General features: G+C 60.7%; 19 protein-coding genes and 1 riboswitch. Of the genes, 6 read left to right on the plus strand and 13 right to left on the minus strand.

Annotated features, from left to right (window positions below):
- Positions 1–84: 84 nt before the first annotated feature.
- The gene (locus tag ACSMDR_RS18265) at positions 85–2346 is read right to left on the minus strand and encodes an LTA synthase family protein (RefSeq protein WP_436469166.1); all 2262 of its coding nucleotides are present in this window, start codon (positions 2344–2346) and stop codon (positions 85–87) included.
- A 253-nt stretch (positions 2347–2599) separates the two neighbouring features.
- Between ACSMDR_RS18265 and ACSMDR_RS18270 the strand changes: the two genes are divergently transcribed.
- On the plus strand, positions 2600–3676 hold the full coding sequence (locus ACSMDR_RS18270) for a protein kinase family protein (RefSeq protein WP_436469167.1): 1077 nt from the start codon (positions 2600–2602) through the stop codon (positions 3674–3676).
- Positions 3677–3765: 89 nt separating this feature from the next.
- Here the strand turns inward: ACSMDR_RS18270 and lysC are convergent, their stop codons facing one another.
- Complete coding sequence (gene lysC, locus ACSMDR_RS18275) at positions 3766–5118, minus strand: lysine-sensitive aspartokinase 3 (RefSeq protein WP_436469168.1); 1353 nt, start codon at positions 5116–5118, stop codon at positions 3766–3768.
- 88 nt (positions 5119–5206) lie between these two features.
- A riboswitch (Lysine riboswitch) is annotated at positions 5207–5432 on the minus strand.
- A 109-nt stretch (positions 5433–5541) separates the two neighbouring features.
- Positions 5542–6870 (minus strand): amino-acid N-acetyltransferase, encoded by a 1329-nt coding sequence (gene argA, locus ACSMDR_RS18280; RefSeq protein ID WP_005899011.1) that lies wholly within the window; start codon positions 6868–6870, stop codon positions 5542–5544.
- A 285-nt stretch (positions 6871–7155) separates the two neighbouring features.
- Between argA and msrA the strand changes: the two genes are divergently transcribed.
- Positions 7156–7788, plus strand: coding sequence for a peptide-methionine (S)-S-oxide reductase MsrA (msrA, locus tag ACSMDR_RS18285; RefSeq protein ID WP_436469169.1), 633 nt, complete (start codon positions 7156–7158; stop codon positions 7786–7788).
- A 310-nt stretch (positions 7789–8098) separates the two neighbouring features.
- Here msrA and ACSMDR_RS18290 read toward each other — a convergent pair whose 3' ends face one another.
- The 3 genes from ACSMDR_RS18290 to ACSMDR_RS18300 all read right to left on the minus strand — a co-directional run bounded on the left by ACSMDR_RS18290 (position 8099) and on the right by ACSMDR_RS18300 (position 9374).
- A complete protein-coding gene (locus ACSMDR_RS18290) occupies positions 8099–8434 on the minus strand; it encodes a DUF3802 family protein (RefSeq protein WP_005899008.1) in 336 nt (111 codons plus the stop codon).
- A gap of 80 nt (positions 8435–8514) precedes the next feature.
- Entirely contained in the window at positions 8515–9021 is a 507-nt protein-coding gene (locus ACSMDR_RS18295; protein WP_436469170.1) for a GNAT family N-acetyltransferase, read from the minus strand.
- Positions 9018–9374: an MmcQ/YjbR family DNA-binding protein gene (locus ACSMDR_RS18300; RefSeq protein WP_436469171.1), complete on the minus strand. Its 357-nt coding sequence runs from the start codon at positions 9372–9374 to the stop codon at positions 9018–9020. The genes ACSMDR_RS18295 and ACSMDR_RS18300 overlap by 4 nt, the downstream gene beginning before the upstream one ends.
- A gap of 98 nt (positions 9375–9472) precedes the next feature.
- Here ACSMDR_RS18300 and ACSMDR_RS18305 point away from each other — a divergent pair, with 98 nt between their 5' ends.
- The gene (locus ACSMDR_RS18305) at positions 9473–10282 is read left to right on the plus strand and encodes an alpha/beta fold hydrolase (protein WP_436469172.1); all 810 of its coding nucleotides are present in this window, start codon (positions 9473–9475) and stop codon (positions 10280–10282) included.
- Between the two features lie 64 nt (positions 10283–10346).
- Here ACSMDR_RS18305 and ACSMDR_RS18310 read toward each other — a convergent pair whose 3' ends face one another.
- From ACSMDR_RS18310 to ACSMDR_RS18330, 5 genes are all read right to left on the minus strand, one after another.
- Entirely contained in the window at positions 10347–11243 is an 897-nt protein-coding gene (locus ACSMDR_RS18310; RefSeq protein WP_436469173.1) for a hypothetical protein, read from the minus strand.
- Between the two features lie 301 nt (positions 11244–11544).
- A complete protein-coding gene (locus ACSMDR_RS18315) occupies positions 11545–12624 on the minus strand; it encodes a lipocalin-like domain-containing protein (protein WP_436469361.1) in 1080 nt (359 codons plus the stop codon).
- 122 nt (positions 12625–12746) lie between these two features.
- Positions 12747–13013 (minus strand): hypothetical protein, encoded by a 267-nt coding sequence (locus ACSMDR_RS18320; protein WP_436469174.1) that lies wholly within the window; start codon positions 13011–13013, stop codon positions 12747–12749.
- Entirely contained in the window at positions 13010–15445 is a 2436-nt protein-coding gene (locus tag ACSMDR_RS18325; RefSeq protein WP_436469362.1) for an ABC transporter permease, read from the minus strand. The genes ACSMDR_RS18320 and ACSMDR_RS18325 overlap by 4 nt, the downstream gene beginning before the upstream one ends.
- A gap of 106 nt (positions 15446–15551) precedes the next feature.
- Entirely contained in the window at positions 15552–16247 is a 696-nt protein-coding gene (locus ACSMDR_RS18330; RefSeq protein ID WP_436469363.1) for an ABC transporter ATP-binding protein, read from the minus strand.
- 236 nt (positions 16248–16483) lie between these two features.
- Here ACSMDR_RS18330 and ACSMDR_RS18335 point away from each other — a divergent pair, with 236 nt between their 5' ends.
- From ACSMDR_RS18335 to ACSMDR_RS18345, 3 genes are all read left to right on the plus strand, one after another.
- Entirely contained in the window at positions 16484–16948 is a 465-nt protein-coding gene (locus ACSMDR_RS18335; RefSeq protein ID WP_436469175.1) for a DUF4357 domain-containing protein, read from the plus strand.
- Between the two features lie 163 nt (positions 16949–17111).
- Positions 17112–18542, plus strand: coding sequence for a sodium:proton antiporter NhaD (gene nhaD / locus ACSMDR_RS18340; RefSeq protein ID WP_436469176.1), 1431 nt, complete (start codon positions 17112–17114; stop codon positions 18540–18542).
- A gap of 91 nt (positions 18543–18633) precedes the next feature.
- Positions 18634–19218 (plus strand): pyridoxamine 5'-phosphate oxidase family protein, encoded by a 585-nt coding sequence (locus tag ACSMDR_RS18345; RefSeq protein ID WP_436469177.1) that lies wholly within the window; start codon positions 18634–18636, stop codon positions 19216–19218.
- A 121-nt stretch (positions 19219–19339) separates the two neighbouring features.
- Here the strand turns inward: ACSMDR_RS18345 and ACSMDR_RS18350 are convergent, their stop codons facing one another.
- Both ACSMDR_RS18350 and ACSMDR_RS18355 read right to left on the minus strand, forming a co-directional pair.
- Positions 19340–20539 carry a Bcr/CflA family multidrug efflux MFS transporter gene (locus tag ACSMDR_RS18350; RefSeq protein ID WP_436469178.1) on the minus strand — a complete coding sequence of 400 codons (1200 nt, stop codon included), beginning with the start codon at positions 20537–20539 and terminating at the stop codon, positions 19340–19342.
- Positions 20540–20646: 107 nt separating this feature from the next.
- Positions 20647–22299, minus strand: coding sequence for a putative glycosyltransferase family protein (locus tag ACSMDR_RS18355; RefSeq protein ID WP_436469179.1), 1653 nt, complete (start codon positions 22297–22299; stop codon positions 20647–20649).
- Positions 22300–22312: the final 13 nt, after the last annotated feature.

Consider the following 22312-nt stretch of genomic DNA (forward strand, 5'->3'; position numbering starts at 1 on the left):
GCCTGACAGGGCGGCCTCTTGTTTGAGGGCGCGCCCAACCACACTCGCGCAGTGAGAGTTCGCTCTTGGCAACGGCGCCGGTCGTCAGGGCAGGCTGTCCGGGCGGAAGCTCTCGCGGATCTGCGGCACCAGGGGGGCGGCCTTGAACCCCTTCTCTTCCCCCAATACCGGGTGGAGCAGCGGCTTGTCGGCCAGCGGCGTGAGATCCCCGGCCAGCAGGGACCGGGTCGCCTGACCCATTTGATAGAGCTGACGCACGGCGCCAAACTGCTGCTCGAGAGCGATGCTGCCATCGTTGCGGGTGAAGGCCATCATGGGGATCTGGTAGTTGGCATCCCGGGGGGCTTGCTTGCCATGAATACCCTTGCTCGCCGACATCAGGAAGGGCTGATGATCGCCAAAGGCGAGCACCAGATAACGCTTGTCACTCCCATCGAGCGCCTTGAGCAGGTATTCGAGGGAAGCCATGGCATCGACCACCCCGGTGTAGTAGGTATTGAGCAGCTGGCGCTGGGCCGGGCTCATGTCCGGGCAGGCTTTGTCGAGCTCCTGGGCCAGATAGCGGGCCGCATCGAAGGGGCCATGACCCTGCATGGTGACCGCATAGGCAAACAGCGGCTGGCTGTCTTGTTCGCTGCGTGTGAGCAAATGATTGACCAGGGCATGGTCCGAGACATAGAGCCCCTTGTGCTCCAGGCTGGTGAAACGATCGACAAACCAGCGCTCCTCATAGCCAAGCGCAGGAATGGCCTTCTCCCGCCCCCAGAACTTCTCGGTATAGGGGTGGGCGAACAGGGTGCGATAGCCGCTCGCTTTGGCGGTCTGGGCCAGGCCCGGCACGCTGTCACGCATGTAGTAGTAAGGCACTATGCCCTGCTTGAGCAGGCCGACCGGCAAGCCGGTATTCATTTCGAACTCCGCCAGTACCGTCATGCCGCCTGTGGTGGGGGAGCGGATGGTCTTGTGCCACTGCTGCACGCTGGCGGGCAGGTTCAGGGTGGGGGCAGGGGCACAGATGTTGGCCTGCCAGTCGAGCCAGAGCGATTCGTATTGCAGCACTATCACCAGATCCCAGCGTGGCGCTGTTGGATTGGGCAGCTTGCTGAGCTGCGGGGTGAGATCATTGGCCTGCAACGGATAGCGGAAGATATTGCCGCTTTGCAGCATCTCGTTGACCAGATTGAAGAGGTAGAGGCCGGGGCCCGAGCGGATGATGTCCCTGTGATAGTTGACCGCCCTGTCCACGTAGCGGATGTTGGCACCGAGCAGCAGGTTGCCCGCCTGGGTTGCGAACACGCACAGGGCGAAGAAGGCGACGGTGGCGGCCAGGGCGCGCAGCACCCAACGCGACAGGGCGAAATACCAGCAGAGCCCAATCAGGACCAGGCCTATCGCCCAGGGCAGCACAGGGTGTTGCTCGGTCAGGATCCGGGCAAGGGCCAGCAGATTGCCAAGGTCGTCACCGCCAAGGGGGACGCCATAGATGGCAATTTTCATGAAATTGGCGAGCAGTCCCACGGCGCACAGCAGGGTGAAAATCAGTCCCATATAGAGATTGAAACCGGCCAGGGCGCAGAGTCCCCAGCCAAATACCATGCTGCCCCATGCCAGGTAATAGTGCTCCGGCCTGAAGCCGGACCAGAGCAGGAACTCGCCAACCCGGAACACCACGAAGCCATGGAGCAACACGAAGGTGAGGTTGCCGAGCAGCAGGCAGCCGAGCAGGCGCCATGTCAGGTTCTTGCGCAGCAAGGGCAGGCAGATGCGCAAGATGGCGGCGCAGATCAGCAGCACCAGCCCCAGGCTTATCAGCAGGTAGCTGAGATTGAAGCCCTGCTCCGGCAGGGGTTGCAAGATCTGGCGAAACTCACCGCTATCCTCCCTGTCCGCCAGCAACAGGCCGACCCTCAGCTGATAGTGATTAGACAAGGCATCGTCCGGCGCCCTGAGCGTGCTGTTGATATCGAGAGTACAGCCCTGCTTGCCACACTTTTGTCTCTTGTCGGCCCGCTGGCTCAGTTGGTCGATGCGCTGCCCCTGCTCGCCGAGCAGCTCGACCAGTACCCGGTCACCGGCTTGCAGCGGCTTTCTCAGCTGCCACTGGCTGTGCACCACCAGATAGAGTCCGCGATTATCACTCTTGTAGAGCAGGGAGTGGCGCACCAGGGTGGCGATGGGGTTGTCGGCCGGGCCCAGAATCAAGGGCGCGGCCGGGCTCAGCAGATTGGCCGGACCTAACTTTGGCAGCAACAGGGTAAACAGCAGCAGCACAAACAGCAGTGCCAGCGTCAGGGCTGGCAGCAGGGAAACCCGTGGCGAATGGCGGCCGGGGGGAGACAAAGACATAAGGGCTCATCCTTTGAGCGTGGCGAGGCAGACTTGGCTTGTGTTAATTTTGACCCGATGGTGCTGGGCTTGTTCCAGCTTGTCAATTTAATGACAGATAAATGAATTAATGCTGAAGCCTGGATGGCGCTTGTGTGATCGGGGTCCGCTGGCGACAGCTCTTTCTGTGATGAAAGCGGCATCATGAGTGCAAGGGGCTGGCGAGCCGAGCACAGAGCTGTCTACTCTCTCAATAACGATGGGAGAGGCTGCAATGAATCCTAAGGTTGTTGGACGTCAGGCGAGACTGCTGCAGATGTTGCAGCGTGATGAAGAGATCCAGATCGGTCGTGAGCGCGATTGCCCTCTGACCCTCGCGCAGTTGCAAAGTCTGCACGAGGGGCACCCTGCCGTACTCGAGGTCCATAACAGCGGCCTCACCGCCCAGGTACTCCACCTCAAGGTCGAGGGGCATCACTGGTGCCTCAAGCGCCGTCTTCCCGAGTCGCGAGTGGCCAACATAGATGGTCAGACCGCCTTTCTCACCGAGCTGGAGCGCAGACGGGAGATAGAAGCCCTGCGCGAACAGCACCCCACTCTCTTGGCCAATGTGGTCTGTACCAGCTTTGGCTCGGCCCGGGCCGGCATACTGCTCTCCCCCTGGTTGCGCGGCGAGCCGGTGCAGCAGCTCAATGAACGCAATCTGGCCCAGATGCTGGCGGTGCAGGGCGAACTGGCGCGCTGGGGCTGGTTTGACTGGGATCCGAGCCCGGGCAACCTGCTCGATGACGGCCAGCAGATCAGCGTGTTCGATTTCGGCTATATGTGGCCCTTCGACCCCCGTTTCGAGTTCAACTCCAATGGCCTGTGCGACGCGCAGTTTCATGTGGTGGAGCGGCTCGAGACCCGTACCCTGTCAGGGCTCTGGCTCGGGGTCGCCAATCCGTTGCCGCAATTTGCCTACTGGCGCGGCCTGACTCTGGCCTGGGCCGAACAGGAGTTGGCCCGCCTTGGCCGGGAGGGGGCTTGCGAGGCGGTGCTCGCGCGACTGGCTGCCCTTGGCGAGGAGTGGCGCATCGCCCTGGCGAGCGAGGAGGGGCTGGCGGCCAACTGGCTCAAGGACATGTACCGCAGTCATTGGCTGGACGTCCAAGACGACCTCAGTGGCCAGAGCTGTACCCTGCTGACCCTCAAGCGCCTCGATTGGCTGGAGCATGCTCTGGGCCACTGTTATGAGGAGCTGCTTGCCGGGGGCACTCAGGTCAGCCAGAGCCAGAGTGAGCTGCTCGCCCTGCTGGCGAGCCAGCGCGAGCAGGCCAAGGGCTGGCAGCTCGCCCCTGAGCGGGTGTGAGTCACAGCGTGACACCGCCCATCTGAGGCGCTGGCCACAAACAACAAGGGCGCCTGATGGCGCCCTTGTTGTCGTCAAGCCTAGGTGGCTCAGTCGAGCAGCTCCTGGTGCAGGCGATTCACTATCTGGTTTGCCTCGCCCTCGTTGACCAGGAAGCAGAGGTTATGGGCACTGGCGCCGTAACAGATCATGCGAATATTGTGATCGCGCATGGCGTCGAACACCCGGCTGCCGACCCCGGTTGCCTCGCTCATCCGATTGCCGATGAGGGCCACCAGGGCGAGTCCCGTCTCTACCTTCACCTTGCACAGCTGACCTAGCTCGGCCAATACCTTGTCGCCGAGCACAGGCTCGCCGTTGCTCTGGCTGCCGGTGTGATCCAGGGTGAGCGACACGCTCACCTCCGAGGTGGTGATGAGATCCACCGAGATGCGGTGACGGGCGAGTATGCCGAACACCTCGGCCAGGAAGCCGTAGGCGTGGAACATGTTGAGGCTGTGCAGGGTCACCAGCACCTGCTGGCGGCGCAGGGCCACGGCGCGAAACAGCGGGCTGCTCTGGGTGCTGGCGCGGATCCAGGTGCCACCGGCCTGGGGATCCTTGCTCGAGCCGACAAACACCGGAATGTCCTGGCGCACCGCAGGCTGCAGGGTGGAGGGGTGCAGTACCTTGGCGCCGAAGGTCGCCATCTCGGCCGCCTCCGAGAAGCTTATCTCGGGAATGGGACGAGCGCGGGTCACCAGACGCGGATCCGTGGTGTAGATGCCGGGTACATCGGTCCAGATCTCGATGGTGGCGGCGTCCAGGGCCTCGGCAAAGAGGGCTGCGCTGTAGTCCGAGCCGCCCCGGCCGAGGGTGGTGGTGCGGCCATCGCCGTCGGCGCCGATAAAGCCCTGGGTGATGATCAGGGTGTCGCCGAGCAGGGGCGCCAGCGCTTGCTGGCACAGAACGCGACTCGCGCCAAGATCAACGCTTGCCTTGCCAAAGCGGCTGTCGGTGCGCAGCAGTTGGCGTGCATCCTGCCACTGGGCCTTGACGCCGCGCTGGCACAATAGCTCGGTAAAGAGGCGGGTTGACATGAGTTCGCCGCAGGCGATGAGACGATCGGCCAATTCTGCATCTGTCTGCTGGGTGGCTTGCAGCGCCATCTTGCGAATGTCGCCGAGCAGGCCATGGATGATGGCAGAGGCTTCGCTCGGCTGGCCGAGGTCTTGCAATATGCTCTGCTGAATGTCGGCCAATTTGCCGAGTTGCGCCTCGCGCTCCCCTTCATCGAGCTCGCCCTGGGCCAGGGCGACCAGCAGGTTGGTCACGCCAGAGCTGGCACTCAGCACCACCAAGCGGGTTGCCGGGTTGGCCAGCACTATGTTGGCGCAGTTGTTCATGGCGGCGGCATTGGCGACGCTGGTTCCGCCAAACTTGGCGACATTGAAAGGGTTCATTGCATGCTCCTGTCTAAATATCAAAAATCCGGATCCGTGGGGGAAATAGACAGGGGAGGGCAGAAAATGGCAGGAATAGCAAAGGATCCCGGCCAGAAGCGCTCCACCTGTAGAACCCATCCAGTACCCGACCAGAGTCTGGCGCGGGTATTGGATAGACACTACCGATGACAACCCGGGGGATTCAGCCCCCGTAGCCGATGATGAGGAGACCAGTCTCCTGCACCATCTCGGCGCTGCTCCCCCTCAATCGGCATCATAGGACGCTGGTGTCCTGCTCCGATCTACCTGGGCAACGCTCCTCTTCTGGCTCCATCCGCTGGGGATGGAGTGCAATTAGAAATAACCCGCGTTGGATTGCACTGTCAATCGAGTTTCGAAAAAAGTTCAATCTCCTGTCGAAGGCAGCACAAAATCAACAGCTTAAAAAATAGTCTTCGACAAAACCTTGGAACGACGCTGCCAGTTGTAGAGCCGCTGACGCTCCACCGGCAGGGCCTCGACCTCCAGAGGCTCGAAACCGCGCTCCCGAAACCAGTGGATGGAGCGGGTGGTCAGCACGAACAGCTGGCGGATGCCGAGGCGCTTGGCACGTTCAGCCACCTTGGCGACCAGCTGATCCCCCCGGTTGGAGTTGCGATACTCGGGATGAATGGCCACACAGGCCATCTCGGCCATGGCCTCTTCCATGAAGCAGTAGAGGGCGGCGCAGCCGATGATGAGGCCGTCACGCTCTATGATGGTGAACTTGTCGATCTCCATCTCCAGCTGCTCGCGGGAGCGACGCACCAGGATCCCGTCCTCTTCCAGCGGGCGTATGAGGTCCAGAATGCCGCCAATGTCCTCTATGGTGGCGGCGCGGGCCTGCTCGGCGCTCTCGCGAACTATCTGGGTGCCAAGACCCTCGCGACTGAACAGCTCCTGCAGCATGGCGCCATCTTCCTGGTAGCTGACCAGGTGAGAGCGGGGCACTCCGCCGCGACAGGAGGCGATGGCCGCTCTCAGATAGCGAGCCGTGCCGGACATCTCCTCACCCGCCTGCTCCAGCTCAATCAGGTACTCCTCAGCCTGCTCGGGGAAGAGCTCGGAGACCGCTTGGCCATGGCGGTCCATGACCCCCTGGCTTGAGCTGAAACAGATCAGCTTGTCGGCTTTGAGATCCACGGCGATGCGGCGGGCCACCTCTTCGGAGGTGAGATTGAAGCTCTCGCCGGTGACCGAACAGCCGATGGGGGAGATGAGTACCAGGTTCTGTTGATCGAGTTGGCGAACGATCCCCTCCACATCGATGCGGCGCACCCGGCCACTGTGGCAGTAGTCGACCCCGTCATCGACCCCCAGCGGCTGGGCCGTGACGAAGTTGCCACTCACCACGCTTATCCGGGCGCCCTGCATGGGGGTGTTGGCCAAGCCCATGGAGAGTTTGGCGGTGATGTCGAACTGCATACCGCCACTGACTTGCTTGATGAGGGCGAAGCTCTGATCGTCCGTGACCCTGATCCGCTTGTGGTACTGGGCCTCTATGTTGGCGCGGGCCAGGGCCTCATCATTCTGGGGGCGGGCACCGAATACCAGCACGAGGCGGATCCCGAGGGTCTGCAACAGGGCGATGTCACTGACAATGTTGGCAAAGTTGGGATGAGCGACCGACTCGCCGCCCATCATGAGCACAAAGGTGGCACCCCTGTGTACGTTGACATAGGGGGTGGATTGCCGAAAGGCATGGACCAGGCTGGGTTCACGTTCGCGCACTCGAGATACATCCATAAAAAAACAGTAATGGGCCCAATATATGAAAATAAATTCACAAATCAAGACTAAATATTGATTTGGCGCGATTTATTGCCCGTACAGGGGCGGGGCCGAGTCTGGGGACATGAGATGAGAGGAGCAGGATGGGCGCCAAGGAGAGTGGCCATGGAGGCGAGGGCGGTTGATCCAAACGGGCAAACTCCTTATCTTCACAGCTCTTGCCGATGTCAGGGACGGGCGACGTGCCAGCGGCGCGGGCCTGCCTCGCTATTTAAGGATGAACAGATGGAACAGATGTTGTCAGCCGATCAGGCCCTGCCGGGCCGCGATGAAGCCATGGTGATTGGTCAGGTGCACGCGGTCAATGGTCACCCGACCCAAGGCCCCTGGCCCCAGGGTCTGGCGCAGGCCTGGTTTGGCATGGGTTGCTTTTGGGGTGTCGAGCGTCTGTTTTGGCAGCAGCCAGGCATTTATTCGAGCACGGCCGGCTATCAGGGGGGGCATACCCCCAACCCGACCTACAAAGAGGTGTGCAGCGGCCAGACCGGTCATGCCGAGACGGTGCAACTGGTGTTCGATCCGGCGCAGATAAGCTATCAGGATCTGCTGCGTCTGTTCTGGGAGCATCATGATCCGGCCCAGGGCATGCGCCAGGGCGGGGATGTGGGCAGCCAGTATAGATCCGTCATCTTCTATGCCGATGAGCAGCAAAAGGCTCTGGCCGAGGCGAGCCTGTCCGCCTATCAGGATGCCATGGTGGCAAGCGGTGATACGCGCACCATCACCACCCAGATAGTGCCCCTGGCCCCTTACTACTATGCCGAGGATTATCATCAGCAATATCTGCATAAAAATCCGGAAGGCTATTGCGGCCTCGGTGGCATAGGTGTCTGCCTGCCGCCAAGCTTGGCGCGCTAACGAGCCGATTGTTTCCTTTCGGAACTTGTTGTCAGGGGTTGCAAAAAAGTTGAAATAAAGTGCAGAAAAGAAGGAACTTGCGAGCAGGGCAGTGGACTAACTAGATAGCAGCCAAGGATGGCCGCGATGCCAGACACATGATGAGCCTCCCAACCATGATAGCAAGCAGGGCCGCCCTCCAGGGGCGGCCCTTCTCATTTCTGCTGATCAATCAATGTCTTGTGAAGCATGTATCGGTCAAGCCTCCTTGGGTAAGGGGCGAAGGGAGATGAGAGATTCCCTGACATGTGACCCCCTCAGCGCGTCGGGGTCAGTTGATGGCGCTGTCGAACAGGTTCTTGATGAGATCAATAAATTCGTTCAAGAAAGCAAGTTGCGGCTCGGTCGGGGCCTGCAACCAGACGGCAGAGAGCACCTCTTCCAGATCGGCGACCACGGCATCGGCCTCCTGCATCATCACGAACCGCAATTCGGCATCGAGCTGGGGGTTCTGCTCGCACAGCGCCATCAGGCTGCTGGCGACTCGCTCGCTGACCAGATCCTCTATGGTCAGGCTCCCATGCCCCTGCTGGTGGCTCTCGAACAGGTTGAGCCGTTCAACTAAATACTCAATCAGCGCTATATAACCATCACTCTCAACCACCATGGGGTCTCTACCTCATCGAAAAAATCAGGGCGTATTTTAGTGGTCAGGCTCAGCTTGGCAAGCTCGTCCGCGCAAGTTCATCACTGTAAGTTCAAGTGCAGGCGATGGCGGGTGAAGCTGACGCCGCCCCGGCTTACCTGCTCCAATCCGTCCAGCTCAAAACCGTGGCGCAGGAACAGCGGGTAGCTGAACAGGCTCGCCTCGGTGTCGATCCAGGTCAGACCCAAGGCCCTGGCCTCTTGTACCAGGCGGCGGATGAGCAGGCTGGCCAGCCCCTGCCTGCTCAGCTCAGGCGCCACATAGAGCAGGCCGAGATGGCCATCCGGGCTCAAGGTAATGAAGCCAAGCAGCGCGTCACCCTGCGCCAGCACCCAGCCGTAATGCATCTGCAACTGGTCGGCAAAGCCCGGATGCTGTCCCCCCCGCGCCCACTGCTCAACCTGCTCCGGGCTGTAGTGCTCGGGGCCAAGCTCGCGCACAGTGCGCTCGAACAGCGCTGCGAGGCGCGGGATGTGGGCGGTGCAAAGTGGCACGCAGTGCAGGATATCTGCCTCTTGGCTGCCTGATGATGGTTGCGATGCCGTCATGGTTTCACCGCCTGGGGCCGCTTGGCCTTGGGCAGCCCGGCGATGACCCGCTCATAGGAGTGCAGGATCCAGCCCTGCCAGAGCGCCTCGTCCAGCTGACTGTCCAGGGTCACCGTATTCCAGTGCTGCTTGTTCATGTGCCAGCCGGGTTTGACTTGCGGGTGGATCTCGCGCAGCAAGAGCGCGAGCTCAGGCGCGCATTTCAAGTTGATGGAGAGAGGTTCGGCCTGCCAGTTGACCAGGGCATACATCTTGCCCGCGATACGATAGACCAGGATCTCCGGGCCGAAGGGGGTGTCCTCCTGAGTGCCGGGCAGGCTCAGCAGGAAGTCTCTCAGGGTGGTCAGATTCATATCGGGCTCCGGTGAGGCCTGCGCGGGGTGAGGCTTCCCCGCGCGAGCAGATCTGATAAGATGCGCGCCAGTATAACCAGCGCGAGAGGCCACGTCAGATGTTGTATCACAAGACCTTTGAACTGGGCCCCGAACATGACTGGGTCGTATTCGTGCACGGCGCCGGTGGCAGCTCCAATATCTGGTTCAAGCAGCTCAAAGCGTATCGGGCGCACTTCAATGTGCTGCTGCTTGACCTGCGCGGCCATGGCCAATCCCACCAGTTGCAGCAAGTGGTAAAGGGTCAATACAGCTTTAGAGCCGTGACCGAAGACATACTGCGCCTGCTCGATCACCTGCGCATTCCCTCCGCCCACTTTGTCGGCATCTCCCTTGGCACCATCCTCATTCGCCATCTGGCGGAGATCGGCCCCGAGCGGGTCAAGAGCATGGTGCTCGGCGGCGCCATACTGCGCCTCGACATTCGCTCCCGGGTGCTGGTGCAGCTCGGCCGGGTCGGCCAGCACATCCTGCCCTACATGTGGCTCTACCGCTTGTTCGCCTTCATCATCATGCCGCGCCAGCACCATCAGGAGTCCCGCAACCTGTTCGTGCGCGAGGCGCGCAAGCTGTGCCAGAAGGAGTTCAAACGCTGGTTCCGCCTCGCCGCCGAGGTGAACCCTCTTATGCGTTATTTTCGCGAGCGCGCCCTGGCGATCCCGACCCTCTACCTGATGGGGGAGGAGGATCACATGTTCCTCGCCCCGGTGCGCGAGCAGGTGGCCCGCGACCCCTACAGCCAACTCGAGATCATTGAAGCCTGCGGCCATGTCTGCAACGTGGAGCAGCCGGAGCACTTTAACCGCCAGTCGTTGGCGTTTTTGTCCAGTCAGATGGCTGCGGAGCCTAACGGGGAGATGATGGTTTGATTATTAAATCCATGATCGCCAGAATACGCTTCGTTATTATCATCTACAGCTCTGCACCTAAACCTTAAACATCATCTTTCATTAAGGCTGATTTATACTCATCGAATAGTTTCTTGAAGGTCATGGCAGATTCAGGTTTACTGAACATGTATACCTCATTCAAACCTGATTTAGATTTAAGGTGAAGTTCACCATAACGAACAATAGGGATTTGATAGTTGTCAGTGAAACGCTTATCTCTGCTTCCATCTTTATTAGATTTTTCCCATGCATAATCAACTATATTTGAATCTAGAGGCACTTTTTCACTCTCAATGAAATTTACAAATGAGAAATCGATAGTCACATGTTGTATGTCAATTAGAGCAATATCATGGCTGCTTTCCATAAGTATAAATTGTGGATAGATATGTAAGTCATCACCATTGGCATTTCCGAAGTTAAGCGCCTGATAGTCACAGAGTATTTTTGAGCTATCTGATAGAGTTAACCTCACTTCCTTTCTCTCTATAACATTATCGGCTGCCGTTCTTTCAACGACTCGATCAGTCCTTCTAGACGTTGTGACATCCCACGCTTTATCTATAGATGCTAAGTTATTGAACTGATAACCTAGTGAACCAAATATGCTTTCAAGCTTATCTGATATTTTTATTTCAAGTCTCAGTTGGTGATTTTTAATTTCGCAATCTAATTTCTTTGATTTTTCTCTTAGAGTAAATAAGGCTTCTTTTTTTGATGACATGTTTCTTTTAAAGAAAAGCCTAGCTGGAAACCAATCAATCCATACTAGACTGGATTCTATGCTCTCAATCTTTCTGGTTATATCGAAAAAGCTTTCTTGTAACTTACTTTTCTCTTTGTCTATGTTATGCAATATATCTTTTAATTCAATCAGGTTTTGAGAAGATAACTTACCTACTGCTTTGCTATTAAAGTAAACCTTATCTAAGTCAATCATATATTCTCACATGGTAAAATATTAAAAGTGGAGAGTAAGGCATATTGCATTAGGTTGTTTATATATTTAAAACCCCAGAACCTCATATAAAGCTGAGCCCAGTAGATTCGATGAGTGAAACGCAGTCGGGCTTGCGCAAACTTTTCCTAATTTTTGCAAGCCAATGGCAAAAATAAGATTTAATAAAGCTATAAAGGGCCCAGTTGGAAATGGTATCAAGTACTCGTCAGCCTGTTGAGTGAAATTTAACCCAAGGTATAGAATTTAAATGATTCTTTGAAGCCGATCAGATTTCAAGGTCTCAATACCCCGTCATCTCCAGATAGCCCAGCCCCTTGGCATCTCCCCCCACAGTGACAGCCCCCTCCCAGTAGTCAAAGCGGCCGGTCATGGCCTGATTGGGTTGGCGCGCCTTGATAACGAGGTTCAGATCGGCGGCCTTAAGTTGCCACTCGACGGGGTAGTCATGCCCCTTGGGGCCTCGCCAGGTTTTACCGGGGGTGAGGACGATGGATTCGGGGGAGAGCACCCGGCTGCTGCCGTCCCGCTCAATCAGTATGCCATAGCGGTTCTCGGGCTCGGGGCGGCCCGCTTTGGTGCGCAGGCGAAACAGCATCAGCTCGCGACCATCGGCAAGTTGCAGCGAGAACCAGTCCCAGCCCGATTGCCACTGGGCCAATACCGAGCTGCTCCATTCGTGATCAAACCAGCCTTGCCCCGTCACGATGCGAGCCTCTCCATCGAGGGTCAGGGTGCCGGTCAGCGCCAGTCGGGGGTAGGAGTAGTAGAGGGAGGCGTTGCCCGGGCTTTTTTCGCTGTAGCCCTCTTTGCCCTGCAATACCAGGGGTTTGAAGGCGCTGACCTGCAATGCGAGCTGGCCAATCTTGCTATCGACCCTGAGGGTTGCCGGAAAGAGATCGGCCCCTCGGGTGGCCGCGGGGGAGCGCAGCGACCACTCCCTGAGCCAATACTCCCCCTTGCTGGCGCCCGCGAGCCCCGGCCCCTGACGGCTGCTGCGCTCATCTTGCCGATGGCGGCCAGTGGCCAGATCCGTAATGGCAAACTGCGCGAGCCAGAGTTGGGGGCTGAGCCAGGGGTTGCTGCTGGCCCCCCCGCTGTTGACTGACATGGTTTGGCGCGAGATGCCGCGGCGAAACAGCGTCCATTGCAGGCCATATTCGCGCCCCTGTTCATCTTTGAGGTGGCCGGTGAGATACCACCACTCGGAGCGGTAGTCGGGGTGGGCGCCGTGATCCCGGGGCAGTTGCACGCTATCCCCCGGTTTGACTTTGAGCGCGCCATCCTCTTGTGCGCCGAGCACCTCCCTTAACGGATCGGCCCGGACGGGGCTTGGGGCCAATGACCCCAGCCAGAGCGCCATCAGGGCTGAGCCAAGCCGCTTGCTCACCGATTTTATGAGCCCTGCCAGCGGCTGTGCCTGGCGGGTCTTGGGCAGTTGGCTCTTCTCGCCGCCAGCGGGTGTCATTAGCCTGCGGGGCTGATTCATAGGGCTCTCCTGCCGTCTGTGAGTGCGATGAGTAGAGGCTGGTTCATATGGCCTTCCTTGCCACCCGCGATGAGTCGGCCTGCACCGAGGGACTTGTTCATATGGTCTTCCTTGCCACCCGCGATGAGTCGGCCTGCGCCGAGGGAGTTGTTCATATGGCCTTCCTTGCCGCCCGCGATGAGTCGGCCTGCGCCGAGGGAGTTGTTCATATGGCCTTCTTTGCCACCCGCGATGAGTCGGCCTGCGCCGAGGGAGTTGTTCATATGGCCTTCCTTGCTGCCAGCCAGGCGGCCAGGGCTGAGGTAAGCGGTGCCATCAGCAGGGCGGTGGCGGCGTGCAGGGGGGCGGGCTCGAAGCGCAAGGTCCAGCCAAAGGCGCGGGGGTTGACCACCTCAATCAAGATCCAGGCCAGGCCATAGCCCACCGGCAGCGCCAGCAGGGCGGTGAGCAGGCCAAGGCCCGCCCCTTGCAAGATGAGCAAACGGCGGCAGCGGGCGGCGGTGAAACCCAGGCTTTGCAGGGTGTGGAACTCGCGAGCGCGCGCCAGCCCCAACACCATGAGGGCAGAGGCGATACCAATAAAGGCGATCCCCAGGATCAGCAACTTGAGCAGTTCGGTCACCACAAAGGTCTGATCAAACACCTTGAGCGCGGCCCGGTGAATGGCGGGAGCGGCCACCAGGTTGGCGCCGGGGGCCAGGATGCGCAGCTGCTGGCTAAGGGCATCAGGCTGGGCGCTGAACAGCGCCAGGGATTGCACCTGGCCCTGCTCGAAGGGGAGCAGCAGTTGGCCCTTGTCACTGCTGTAGTCGCGATAGATGCCGCTTATCTGCACCATCCTGGGCCCGCTTGGGGTGTCGACTCGCAACCGCTCGCCGAGGCTGGCGGCAAAGTGGTTGGCGAAGGGCTCGCTGGCCAGTACCTGATGTGCCTTTGTGGGCCAGCTGCCCGCCAGCAGGGGATAGGCTTGCCTGATGGGAGGGATCAGGTCCATCTCCACCCACTCGATAGCCTGGCTGCCGATGTGGGCCTGGTTGGTGCTGCGCCGGGATAACTGAGCCAGCTCGGGCAGGGCCTGAATGCGGGCCAGTTCATCTGCATCAAACCAGCCGCGCTCTCCCGGGCCCCGGGCGGGGGGACTGACATAGAGATCCGCCACCAGCCGCTGGCCGAGCCAGAGCTCCACGCTGGTGCGAAAGCTCGACACCATGACCCCGATGCCGATGGCGGCGGCAATGGCCAGTTGCAGGGCCATCAGGGCGATGGCGGTGCGGTTCAGGTGATAGCGGGTCTCGGCCAGGGCCAGACGTAGGGCAAGAGGCCAGGGGGGGGAGCGATGGTTGGCGCGATGGCTGATGAGCGCAAGCAGCCAGCGCAGCCCCTCGGGCAGCCAGAGGGCCATGGCCAGCAACCAGGCCGCCGCCATCAACAGCGCGCCGAGAAGGCCCGTTGCAGGCCAGACGGCGCAGAGCCCGCACAGCAACAGTAACCCCGAGGCCGTGGTGCGGCGCCAGCGAGTATGGCGAGCGGGTTGCGGGGGGCTGTCGCGCAAGGTCAGCGCTGGCTGGCGCAGCAGTTGCCACCAGCCAGGGAGGGCGGCGAGCAGGGCGCCACCCATACCGATGCCCGCCGCCTTGAGGGGCACCCAGGGAGAGAGACGCAGCAGCTCGATGGGGTTGGGGCCGTAGAGGCTGGCCAGGCTCCGGGAGACCTGCCCCATCAGTGCGTCGGCCAGGAGTATGCCCAGCCCTATGCCAAGGCCGGTGCCGACCAATGCTATCAGCAGCAGCTCAAGGGCAAGCAGTCGCAGCAGCCGATAGGGGGTCGCCCCCAGCATCAGCAACTGGGCCAGTTGCGGGCGGCGCACGCTCTGCACGAAGCTCATGGCGTTGAAGACCAGAAAGAGCCCCACCGCCATGGCGAGCAGGGAGAGGGCGCTGAGATTGAGGCCAAGGGCATCGCCAAGCTGACTGGCATCCAGGGCGGGGCTGATGGGAGCAAGCCAGAGGGGATCCGGCAGCAACGCCCGCACGGCGGCGGCTTGGGAGGCGTCGAGTTTGAACAAGATGGCGTCGAGGTGGCCCCCCTTGCCGGTCAGCTGCTGGGCGATGCCGATGTCGGTGATGAGCAGCTGCTCCATGGGGAGTGCGCCGGGGGCAAAGGTGCCTGCCAGGGTGAGGGGCAGTGGCGGTTTCCCCTCGTCAAAGGGGTCAAAACGGCGCGTCTCGCCGATCTGCCAGCCCAGGCGGCTGGCCTCGGTGCTGGCCAGCCAGACGCTGTTCTCCCCTTGATGGGTTAGGGAGAAGTCGGGCTGCGGCTGAGCCTGGCCCTGGGGCGAGAAGAGGGCGCGCAGCGGCCCCGGATTGAACAAGTCCATGCCGAGCAGTTGCAGGCTGCGACCTTGCTCATCCTTGAGCCAGTCGCGGGTTTGGGGCATGGCGTCGAGCCCGGAGAGACTGCGCACCAGTTTGACGTAGAGGGCCTCATCGAGCAGGGCGCCGGGCGGGGAAGAGACCCGGTAATTGGCCTCGCCCGCGAGCTGGCTGCGGGCTGCGAGGAAGTTGCTGCGCGCGCTCTGGTTGAGCAGGTCGATGGCGACCACAAGGGCGCTGCCGAGCAGCAGGCCACACAGGCTCATCAACAGCAGCCAGGGGTGGCGGCGATAAAGCCGCAGCAAAGAGAGCAGGATCAGCATGGCTTCTTCTCTCGCCATGGCCAGGCGCCTGTGGGTAACGGGTCGCTGAAGTTTATCCGCAGCAGCCAGGAATGGCGGAGGCTATGCGGCCGTGAAGAGACAAGATTCAGCATGGCGATGCAGGTTGGGGTTGCTGGCGCTCGAAGGGTTGCAAACGGCCCGCGCTCAGGCGCAGCACCCGGTCGGCGAGGGCCGCGTAGGCGGGATTGTGGCTCACCAGCAGCAGCCCGGTGCCGCGTTCGCGTACCGCCGTGACCATGAGCGTCATCATCTGCTCGGCGTTCTCCTCATCCAGACTGCCGGTGGGTTCATCGGCCAGTAACCAGGAGGGATGGTGGATCAGTGCCCGGCCCAGCGCCACCCGCTGTCGCTGGCCGCCGGAGAGTTGCTCGGGCCAGGCATGGCGTTTGGCGCCAAGGCCCAGCTCGTCGAGCAACAGCGTCAGCGCCGCCTCATCCTGGGGCTGACCGTTGATCTCCTTGGGTAGACGCAGGTTTTCGGCCACGGTCAGGGTCGGCAGCAGGTTGAAATCCTGATAGACGATGCCAAATTCGCGGCCTCGCAGTCGCGCCAGCTCGCTGGGGGGCAGCCGATCGAGCCGGGTATCGCCGAGCCAGATCTCGCCGCTATCTGGCGCGATAAGGCCGGCGAGCAGGTTGAGCAGGGTCGATTTGCCGCAGCCACTCTGGCCGAGCAGCAGACAGATCTCCCCCGGCATCAGACAAAAATCCAGGCCGTGCAGCAGGGGTTGTCGTCCTTCCTCGCCATCGAACCCTTTGTGGACCTTAACAAGTCTTAACAGGCTGGCCTCCTTAGCTCTCGTTGCGGGTGGGTCTGCGTGAGCCCTGGCGTGTTACTCTGCTCGGACCCGCTGACTCGGCGGCTCTTTATCCGAGTCTGGGGCCACTATAGGCCAAGGGGGTGGCGCTCGTCTTGAGCAAGGCGTGATCCGGGCAGCAAAACGGAACAGGATCCTGTCTGGATCCTATCCGGCAGAGCTGGTTAGAATAGGGCATCGTGGCTTAGAGGATGGCAAGGATGTTACATAAGCAGGTCAATTTTATCGTCGATGGCAAGGGCAACAAGCAAGCGGCTGTGGTGCCCATCGACATCTATAACGAGTTGATGACACTGCAAAAAGCCCTGGCAGATACCAAGCCGGGCGAGCGGGAAATCTATCATTTCAGCGGCAAGGGGGCACAAGCGCATGGTTACCCGGTCGGCAAGCGGCAAAATCCGGGTTTCCTGGTATTGGCGGGCTCCACGGCCAATGGCGTGGATGCGGCCTCCCTGCGCGAGGCGGTGATCGAGCTGCGTGAAGAGCTGCTCGCCAAGGGGGTGCTTGCCCCACAGGAGCAGGGTTTCCTCTTCACCCAGGACCAGCTGTTCAATAGCCCGAGTCTGGCTGCCAGTCTGGTGGCAGGCAATAATCGCAGTGGTCTGGATGCCTGGCACAACAGCAGCGGCCATACTCTGAAACAGTCCGGTTTCGGTAAAAAATAGCCATGATGCCGGGCTTCGTTGGAGCCTGGTTGTCGGTTTTTTCCTTGCATGAGAGGGGACGCTTTTTTCGGTCGCTAATGCTGAAAAGATTGATATAGATACAATTTATTTTTGTATCGGCTGCTAGCATCAATGCCAGACAGTTCTCAACGGAAGAGCAGTTATGTCTGGTTTTGTACGTCTCATGGCCCTGCTTGGGCTCAGTCTGTTTTCCTGCACCAGCGTCGCCAACAGTGGCGGTATTCCCCTGACCCATACCGGCATCGGCTGGTTTGCCGTGGCCATCTTCGTGTTTGCCTATGCCCTGGTCATGGCCGAAGAGTACCTGCAACTGCGCAAATCCAAGCCGGTGCTGATCGCGGCCGGTATCATCTGGATACTGATTGGCATCGTCTACGCCGAGCAGGGGCTCAGTTCCCTGGTCCATGATGCGTTTCGCCACAATCTGCTGGAATATGCCGAGTTGATGCTCTTCCTGCTGGTGGCGATGACCTATATCAATGCCATGGAGGATCGGCTGCTGTTCGATGCCTTGCGTGCCTGGCTGGTGCGCTCGGGCTTCGGGCTACGCACCCTGTTCTGGCTCACGGGAGTCCTGGCCTTCCTTATTTCGCCGGTGGCGGACAACATGACCACGGCACTATTGATGTGCGCCGTGGTGCTCAAGGTGGGCAATGGCGATCGCCGTTTCATCAATCTGGCCTGCATCAACATAGTGGTGGCGGCCAATGCGGGCGGGGCATTCAGCCCCTTTGGCGATATCACGACTCTGATGGTGTGGCAGGCAGGCAAGGTGCAGTTCGGCCAGTTTTTGGCGCTCTTCATCCCCTCGGTGCTCAATTTCCTGGTGCCCGCCCTGCTGATGAGTGTGATGGTACCGCGCCATGCACCCAGTGCCCTCAACGAGGTGGTGGAGCTCAAGCGGGGGGCCATCACCATAGTGCTGCTCTTTATCCTGACCATAGTGACCGCCGTCCTCTGTTATAACTTCCTGCTCCTGCCCCCGGTGCTGGGCATGATGATGGGGCTGGGTTATCTGCAATTCTTCGGTTTCTATTTGCGCAAAACGCTGCCCGGATCCCTGGCGCGTCAGCGCGCCCGCTATGAGCGCTCCGGTGACAGCGAACGCTTGCGGCGCCTGGGCTCAGTCGTGCCATTCGACGTGTTCAACAAGATAGCCAAGGCCGAGTGGGACACCTTGCTGTTCTTCTACGGGGTGGTGATGTGTGTCGGCGGGCTCGGCTTCATGGGCTATCTGGAGCTGGTCTCCCACTTCCTCTACGAGGGGGGTAACCAGACCAGCGCCAATATCGCCATCGGTCTGCTCTCCTCCATCGTCGACAACATCCCCGTGATGTTCGCCGTGCTGTCGATGGATCCGGACATGTCTTTGGGGCAGTGGCTGCTGGTGACGCTGACTGCCGGGGTGGGGGGGAGTCTGCTCTCCATCGGTTCGGCTGCCGGGGTGGCGCTGATGGGGCAAGCCCACGGCATGTATACCTTCTTTGGTCACCTCAAATGGTTGCCCGCCATACTGCTCGGCTATCTGGTCAGCATAGGGGCGCATCTGTGGCTCAATAGCGCCCTGTTTTGATATGCTCCCAGCCAGGAAAAGTGCTCTTAGAGGGATGGCTGGTCGCAAGGGGCGCTGCGCTATCGCCGGGTAAAGTTGAGGGAACAAGCAGATGGGACAGTTATTCGAGGCGCTCTTACCGCGTCATCTTGCCTTTATCGAGGCGCAGAAAATCTATTTTGTCGGCACGGCGGCGGAGCAAGGCACCGTCAACCTCTCGCCCAAGGGGGGCGACTCATTGCGGGTCATTGATGCTCACACCCTGGCCTGGCTCAATCTGACTGGCAGTGGCAACGAGTCGGCGGCCCATGTGCTGCGCAACCCGCGCATGACGGTGATGTTCTGCGCCTTCGAGGGGCCACCCCTGATCCTGCGGGCCTATGGTCAGGCGCGGGTGCTCCATCGTGGCGACCTGGGCTGGGATGAGGCGATGGCGCTGTTTCCTCCCAGCGTGGCGGCCCGGCAGATCTTCTTGCTCGACATCGATCAGGTGCAGTCCTCTTGCGGCATGTCGGTGCCGCTGTATGGCTATCAGGGCGACAGGATGGATCTGGCCAACTGGTCCGAGCGTCAGGGGACGCAAGGGATTGAAGCCTATTGGCGCAAGAAGAACCAGCGCAGCCTGGACGGGTTTGACAGCGAGATAGTGGCGCGCAGCGGGCTGGCCGCTGAGCCGGATGCAACAGCAGAGACCTGAGCCGGGCGCCTGCCCGCAGCCGGATTGGCCGATGTGGCCTGTGAGTACCAAGAGGTGGCCAAACAAGATGCAAAAAAGCCCTGTCTGAACAGACAGGGCTTTTTCATGGGAGAGATCAGCCTCAGCTCACGGCGGGGCGCCTGCCTGCCAGCAACCAGTAGCAGAGGGTTGCGCCCAGGCCGCATCCGGCGATGGCGATGGCCATGGGCAGGGGAGATTGCGGCGGATCGAGGTTGACCAGGATGCCGACCAGGGCGCCTATTCCGAATCGCAATGTGCCCGCCAGGGCGGAGGCGGTCCCCGCGGCCTGCTGAAAGTGACCGAGCAGGCCCGTCATGGCATTGGCACCGACCAGACTGATGTGGCCGACGAAGAGCACTATCGGTATGACGATGCCCCAGAGGCCACCGCTCTCACTCCAGGCGTTATAGACCAGCAAGAGACCGGCCAGGGGCAGCACAGTAAGGCCGTATTGCAGCATGCGCTCGGAGCCCAGCCCCTTCACCAGTCGGCTGTTGGCAAAGGTCACCAGCATCATCAGCAAGATGTTGAGGCCGAACAGCCAGCCATAGTGCTGGGTCGGCACATGGAAATACTCGATATAGACATAAGGAGAGCCACTGAGGAAGGCGAACATGCCCGAGCTCGACAGGGCGCCGCACAGCACATAGCCCATGGCGCGGCGGTGGCTCAGCACGCCCCAGTAGTTACGCAAGATCTGGCCCAGACGCAGGGGTTGGCGCAGCTCGGGCTTGAGGGTCTCCTGGATCTTCCACTGCATCACCATGCAGATCAGCAGGCTGATGGCGACCAGCAGCCAGAAGATGAGGCGCCAGCTGGCATGGGCGCTGATATAGCCACCAATGATGGGGGCCACCAGGGGGGCCAGCGTCATCACCAGGATCACGAACGACATGGCGCGCGAGAACGCATCCTTCTCGAACATGTCCCGCAGCAGGGCATTGACCACCACTGAGCCCGCCGCGCCGCCCGCGGCCTGCAGCATGCGAAACGCCAGCAGCTCGGGCAGGCTATCGGCCAGGGCGCAGCCGACCGAGGCGATGGAGAACATCACCAGACCCGCCAGTATCACCGGCTTGCGGCCAAAGCTGTCGGCCAGGGGGCCATAAAAGAGCTGGCCTATGGCAAAACCACCGAGGAAGGCGCTGATGGTGAGCTGGGCACCATCGATGCTGGTGCCCAAGTCATGGGCGATGTTGGGGATGGCGGGTAGATACATGTCTACCGCCAGCGGCGTCAGGCCCGCCAGGGCACCGAGCAGGATAAACAGGAAGCGTGGCGAGAGGGGCGTCTGTGGCATAGGGAGTCCGAGGTTGGGATGACGGCGTGGCAAAGGGGTGAGTCTAGCAGCTTTGCCCGGGCAGCAGCCATATCCAGGCCGGGTGATGGCGGTTCATTGCGGGTGGCCTAGGCCTGTTCAGATGAAGAAGAGGCACGAAACAGGGGGCGATAGCCCCAGTAAAGCCAGAGCAGCCAGGCTAGCAAGGAGACACCATAGCCAGCCAGCTCGGGCCAGCGCGCCGTCAGACGCAAGGTCAGGGTGTGATGGCCGGCCGGCACCCAGACCTGGAGCAGGCCCTGGTGATTGGCACTCACCTCCAAAGGTATCTGGTCATCGAGCCAGGCTTGCCAGCCGGGATAGTCATATTGGTGCAGCAGCAATCGAGCCGGGGCCTTGGCCGTCACGTCGAGTTCGAGGTGGCGGGCCTGCCAGTGTCTGATTTGCCATTGGACATCAGCTTGCTGTGTGACGACGGGGGGCTGAAACTCCTCCTTCCAGGCAAGCCTTGTGGGGGTGAACTCCCCTTTGGGCACCTGGCGGGGTCTGTACTCCCGGGCGCTGCGCTTGCTGTCGAACTCGGCATCCAGCACCGCCTTGCTGGGAGCCTGGGTGAGGGGGGCATGCTGCACATAGGCGATGGATGACGTCAGGGTGAGCAGCAGCAGGCCCCACCAGCCATAGCGCCAGAGGCCAGGCGCCGGTGTCGCCGATGCCACCACGGCCAGGGTGGCCAGGGTCAGGATCAGATTGCAGCGCCAGGGAAACTGTACCTGTTGCAGTGGCGGCAGTAGCCACCAGAGGGGTTGACTCAATGGCAGCATCATGAGGAAGGCCAGCACCCCCAGCACGCCCCAGCGCTGCAAGCTCGCCTGCCCGGGATCTGCCGCTCCGGCCCAGGCGAGCAGCAGTAGCCCCAGGGTCAACAGCGTCAGCCAGGCCAGGTGGCCGCGAAAATACCAGTCATGCCATCCCGTGGGTAATCGGTCGAGGAAGTTGCGGCGAAAATCGAAGATGCCACCGCGCATCAGCTCCATGGAGATGGCCCCTTGATCCAGCAAGGCAGGAAACAGCAGCATGGCCGCCATGGCCAGCCCCAACCCCTGAGCCGCCAGGGATTGCCACAGAGAACCGAGCGCCTTGGTCTGCCGGGCATGCAGCAGCGCCAGCAGGCTGACTAGCCCCAGGGTCAGCAGCAGGCTGGGCAGGTGGGAAAGCGCCAGGAGCGCGACGGCCAGGGCCAGCAAGAGTGGCCCCCAGGGCCTGCTGCGGCTGATGAGTTCCTGACCCAGCAGCAGCAAGGGTGCCCAGACGAAGGCCCAGAATTCGGCAAGGGCGAAGCGGGCATAGAGATCGATGGCCAGATGATAGGGCAGGGCGAGGTAGAGCAGGCTAACGGCCAGGGCCCGCCCACAAGAGGTCAAGCGGCATAGCCAGAGATAGGCGAAGAGCCCGGAGAGAAACAGCGCCAGGGTCGCACTGGCCAGCAGAGGATAGATGGCCTGATGGGGTGGAAGTGCGGGGCCCGCAAAGATCGCGCTGACATAGTAGGGCAGGGGGGGATAAAAGAAGAAGGTCGGGCTGCCAAAGCCGCCATTCATGGCCATCAACCAGCGAGGATAGATCTCTCCCTGCCAGAGCTGCGCCGCAAAATAGTGACCGGAGAGCAGATGGTGGAAGAGATCATGGCCCTGAGATCCCCCCTGCAACCAGATAGGCATCAGCAGGGCGCCCGTCGCCATGAGCAGGGTGAGGGGAACCAGGTAAAGGCGATATTTCATCCAGCATGACCTT

The organism is Aeromonas molluscorum (assembly GCF_051376105.1).
In the GTDB taxonomy this organism is placed as follows: Bacteria; Pseudomonadota; Gammaproteobacteria; order Enterobacterales; family Aeromonadaceae; genus Aeromonas; species Aeromonas molluscorum.

Coding starts and splice junctions, on each gene's coding strand:
- ACSMDR_RS18265 (WP_436469166.1), bottom strand. CDS start 2,346: ATGTCTTTGTCTCCCCCCGGCCGCCATTCGCCACGGGTTTCCCTGCTG.
- ACSMDR_RS18270 (WP_436469167.1), top strand. CDS start 2,600: ATGAATCCTAAGGTTGTTGGACGTCAGGCGAGACTGCTGCAGATGTTG.
- lysC (WP_436469168.1), bottom strand. CDS start 5,118: ATGAACCCTTTCAATGTCGCCAAGTTTGGCGGAACCAGCGTCGCCAAT.
- msrA (WP_436469169.1), top strand. CDS start 7,156: ATGGAACAGATGTTGTCAGCCGATCAGGCCCTGCCGGGCCGCGATGAA.
- ACSMDR_RS18290 (WP_005899008.1), bottom strand. CDS start 8,434: ATGGTGGTTGAGAGTGATGGTTATATAGCGCTGATTGAGTATTTAGTT.
- ACSMDR_RS18295 (WP_436469170.1), bottom strand. CDS start 9,021: ATGACGGCATCGCAACCATCATCAGGCAGCCAAGAGGCAGATATCCTG.
- ACSMDR_RS18300 (WP_436469171.1), bottom strand. CDS start 9,374: ATGAATCTGACCACCCTGAGAGACTTCCTGCTGAGCCTGCCCGGCACT.
- ACSMDR_RS18305 (WP_436469172.1), top strand. CDS start 9,473: ATGTTGTATCACAAGACCTTTGAACTGGGCCCCGAACATGACTGGGTC.
- ACSMDR_RS18310 (WP_436469173.1), bottom strand. CDS start 11,243: ATGATTGACTTAGATAAGGTTTACTTTAATAGCAAAGCAGTAGGTAAG.
- ACSMDR_RS18315 (WP_436469361.1), bottom strand. CDS start 12,624: ATGGCGCTCTGGCTGGGGTCATTGGCCCCAAGCCCCGTCCGGGCCGAT.
- ACSMDR_RS18320 (WP_436469174.1), bottom strand. CDS start 13,013: ATGAACAACTCCCTCGGCGCAGGCCGACTCATCGCGGGTGGCAAAGAA.
- ACSMDR_RS18325 (WP_436469362.1), bottom strand. CDS start 15,445: ATGCTGATCCTGCTCTCTTTGCTGCGGCTTTATCGCCGCCACCCCTGG.
- ACSMDR_RS18335 (WP_436469175.1), top strand. CDS start 16,484: ATGTTACATAAGCAGGTCAATTTTATCGTCGATGGCAAGGGCAACAAG.
- nhaD (WP_436469176.1), top strand. CDS start 17,112: ATGTCTGGTTTTGTACGTCTCATGGCCCTGCTTGGGCTCAGTCTGTTT.
- ACSMDR_RS18345 (WP_436469177.1), top strand. CDS start 18,634: ATGGGACAGTTATTCGAGGCGCTCTTACCGCGTCATCTTGCCTTTATC.
- ACSMDR_RS18350 (WP_436469178.1), bottom strand. CDS start 20,539: ATGCCACAGACGCCCCTCTCGCCACGCTTCCTGTTTATCCTGCTCGGT.
- ACSMDR_RS18355 (WP_436469179.1), bottom strand. CDS start 22,299: ATGAAATATCGCCTTTACCTGGTTCCCCTCACCCTGCTCATGGCGACG.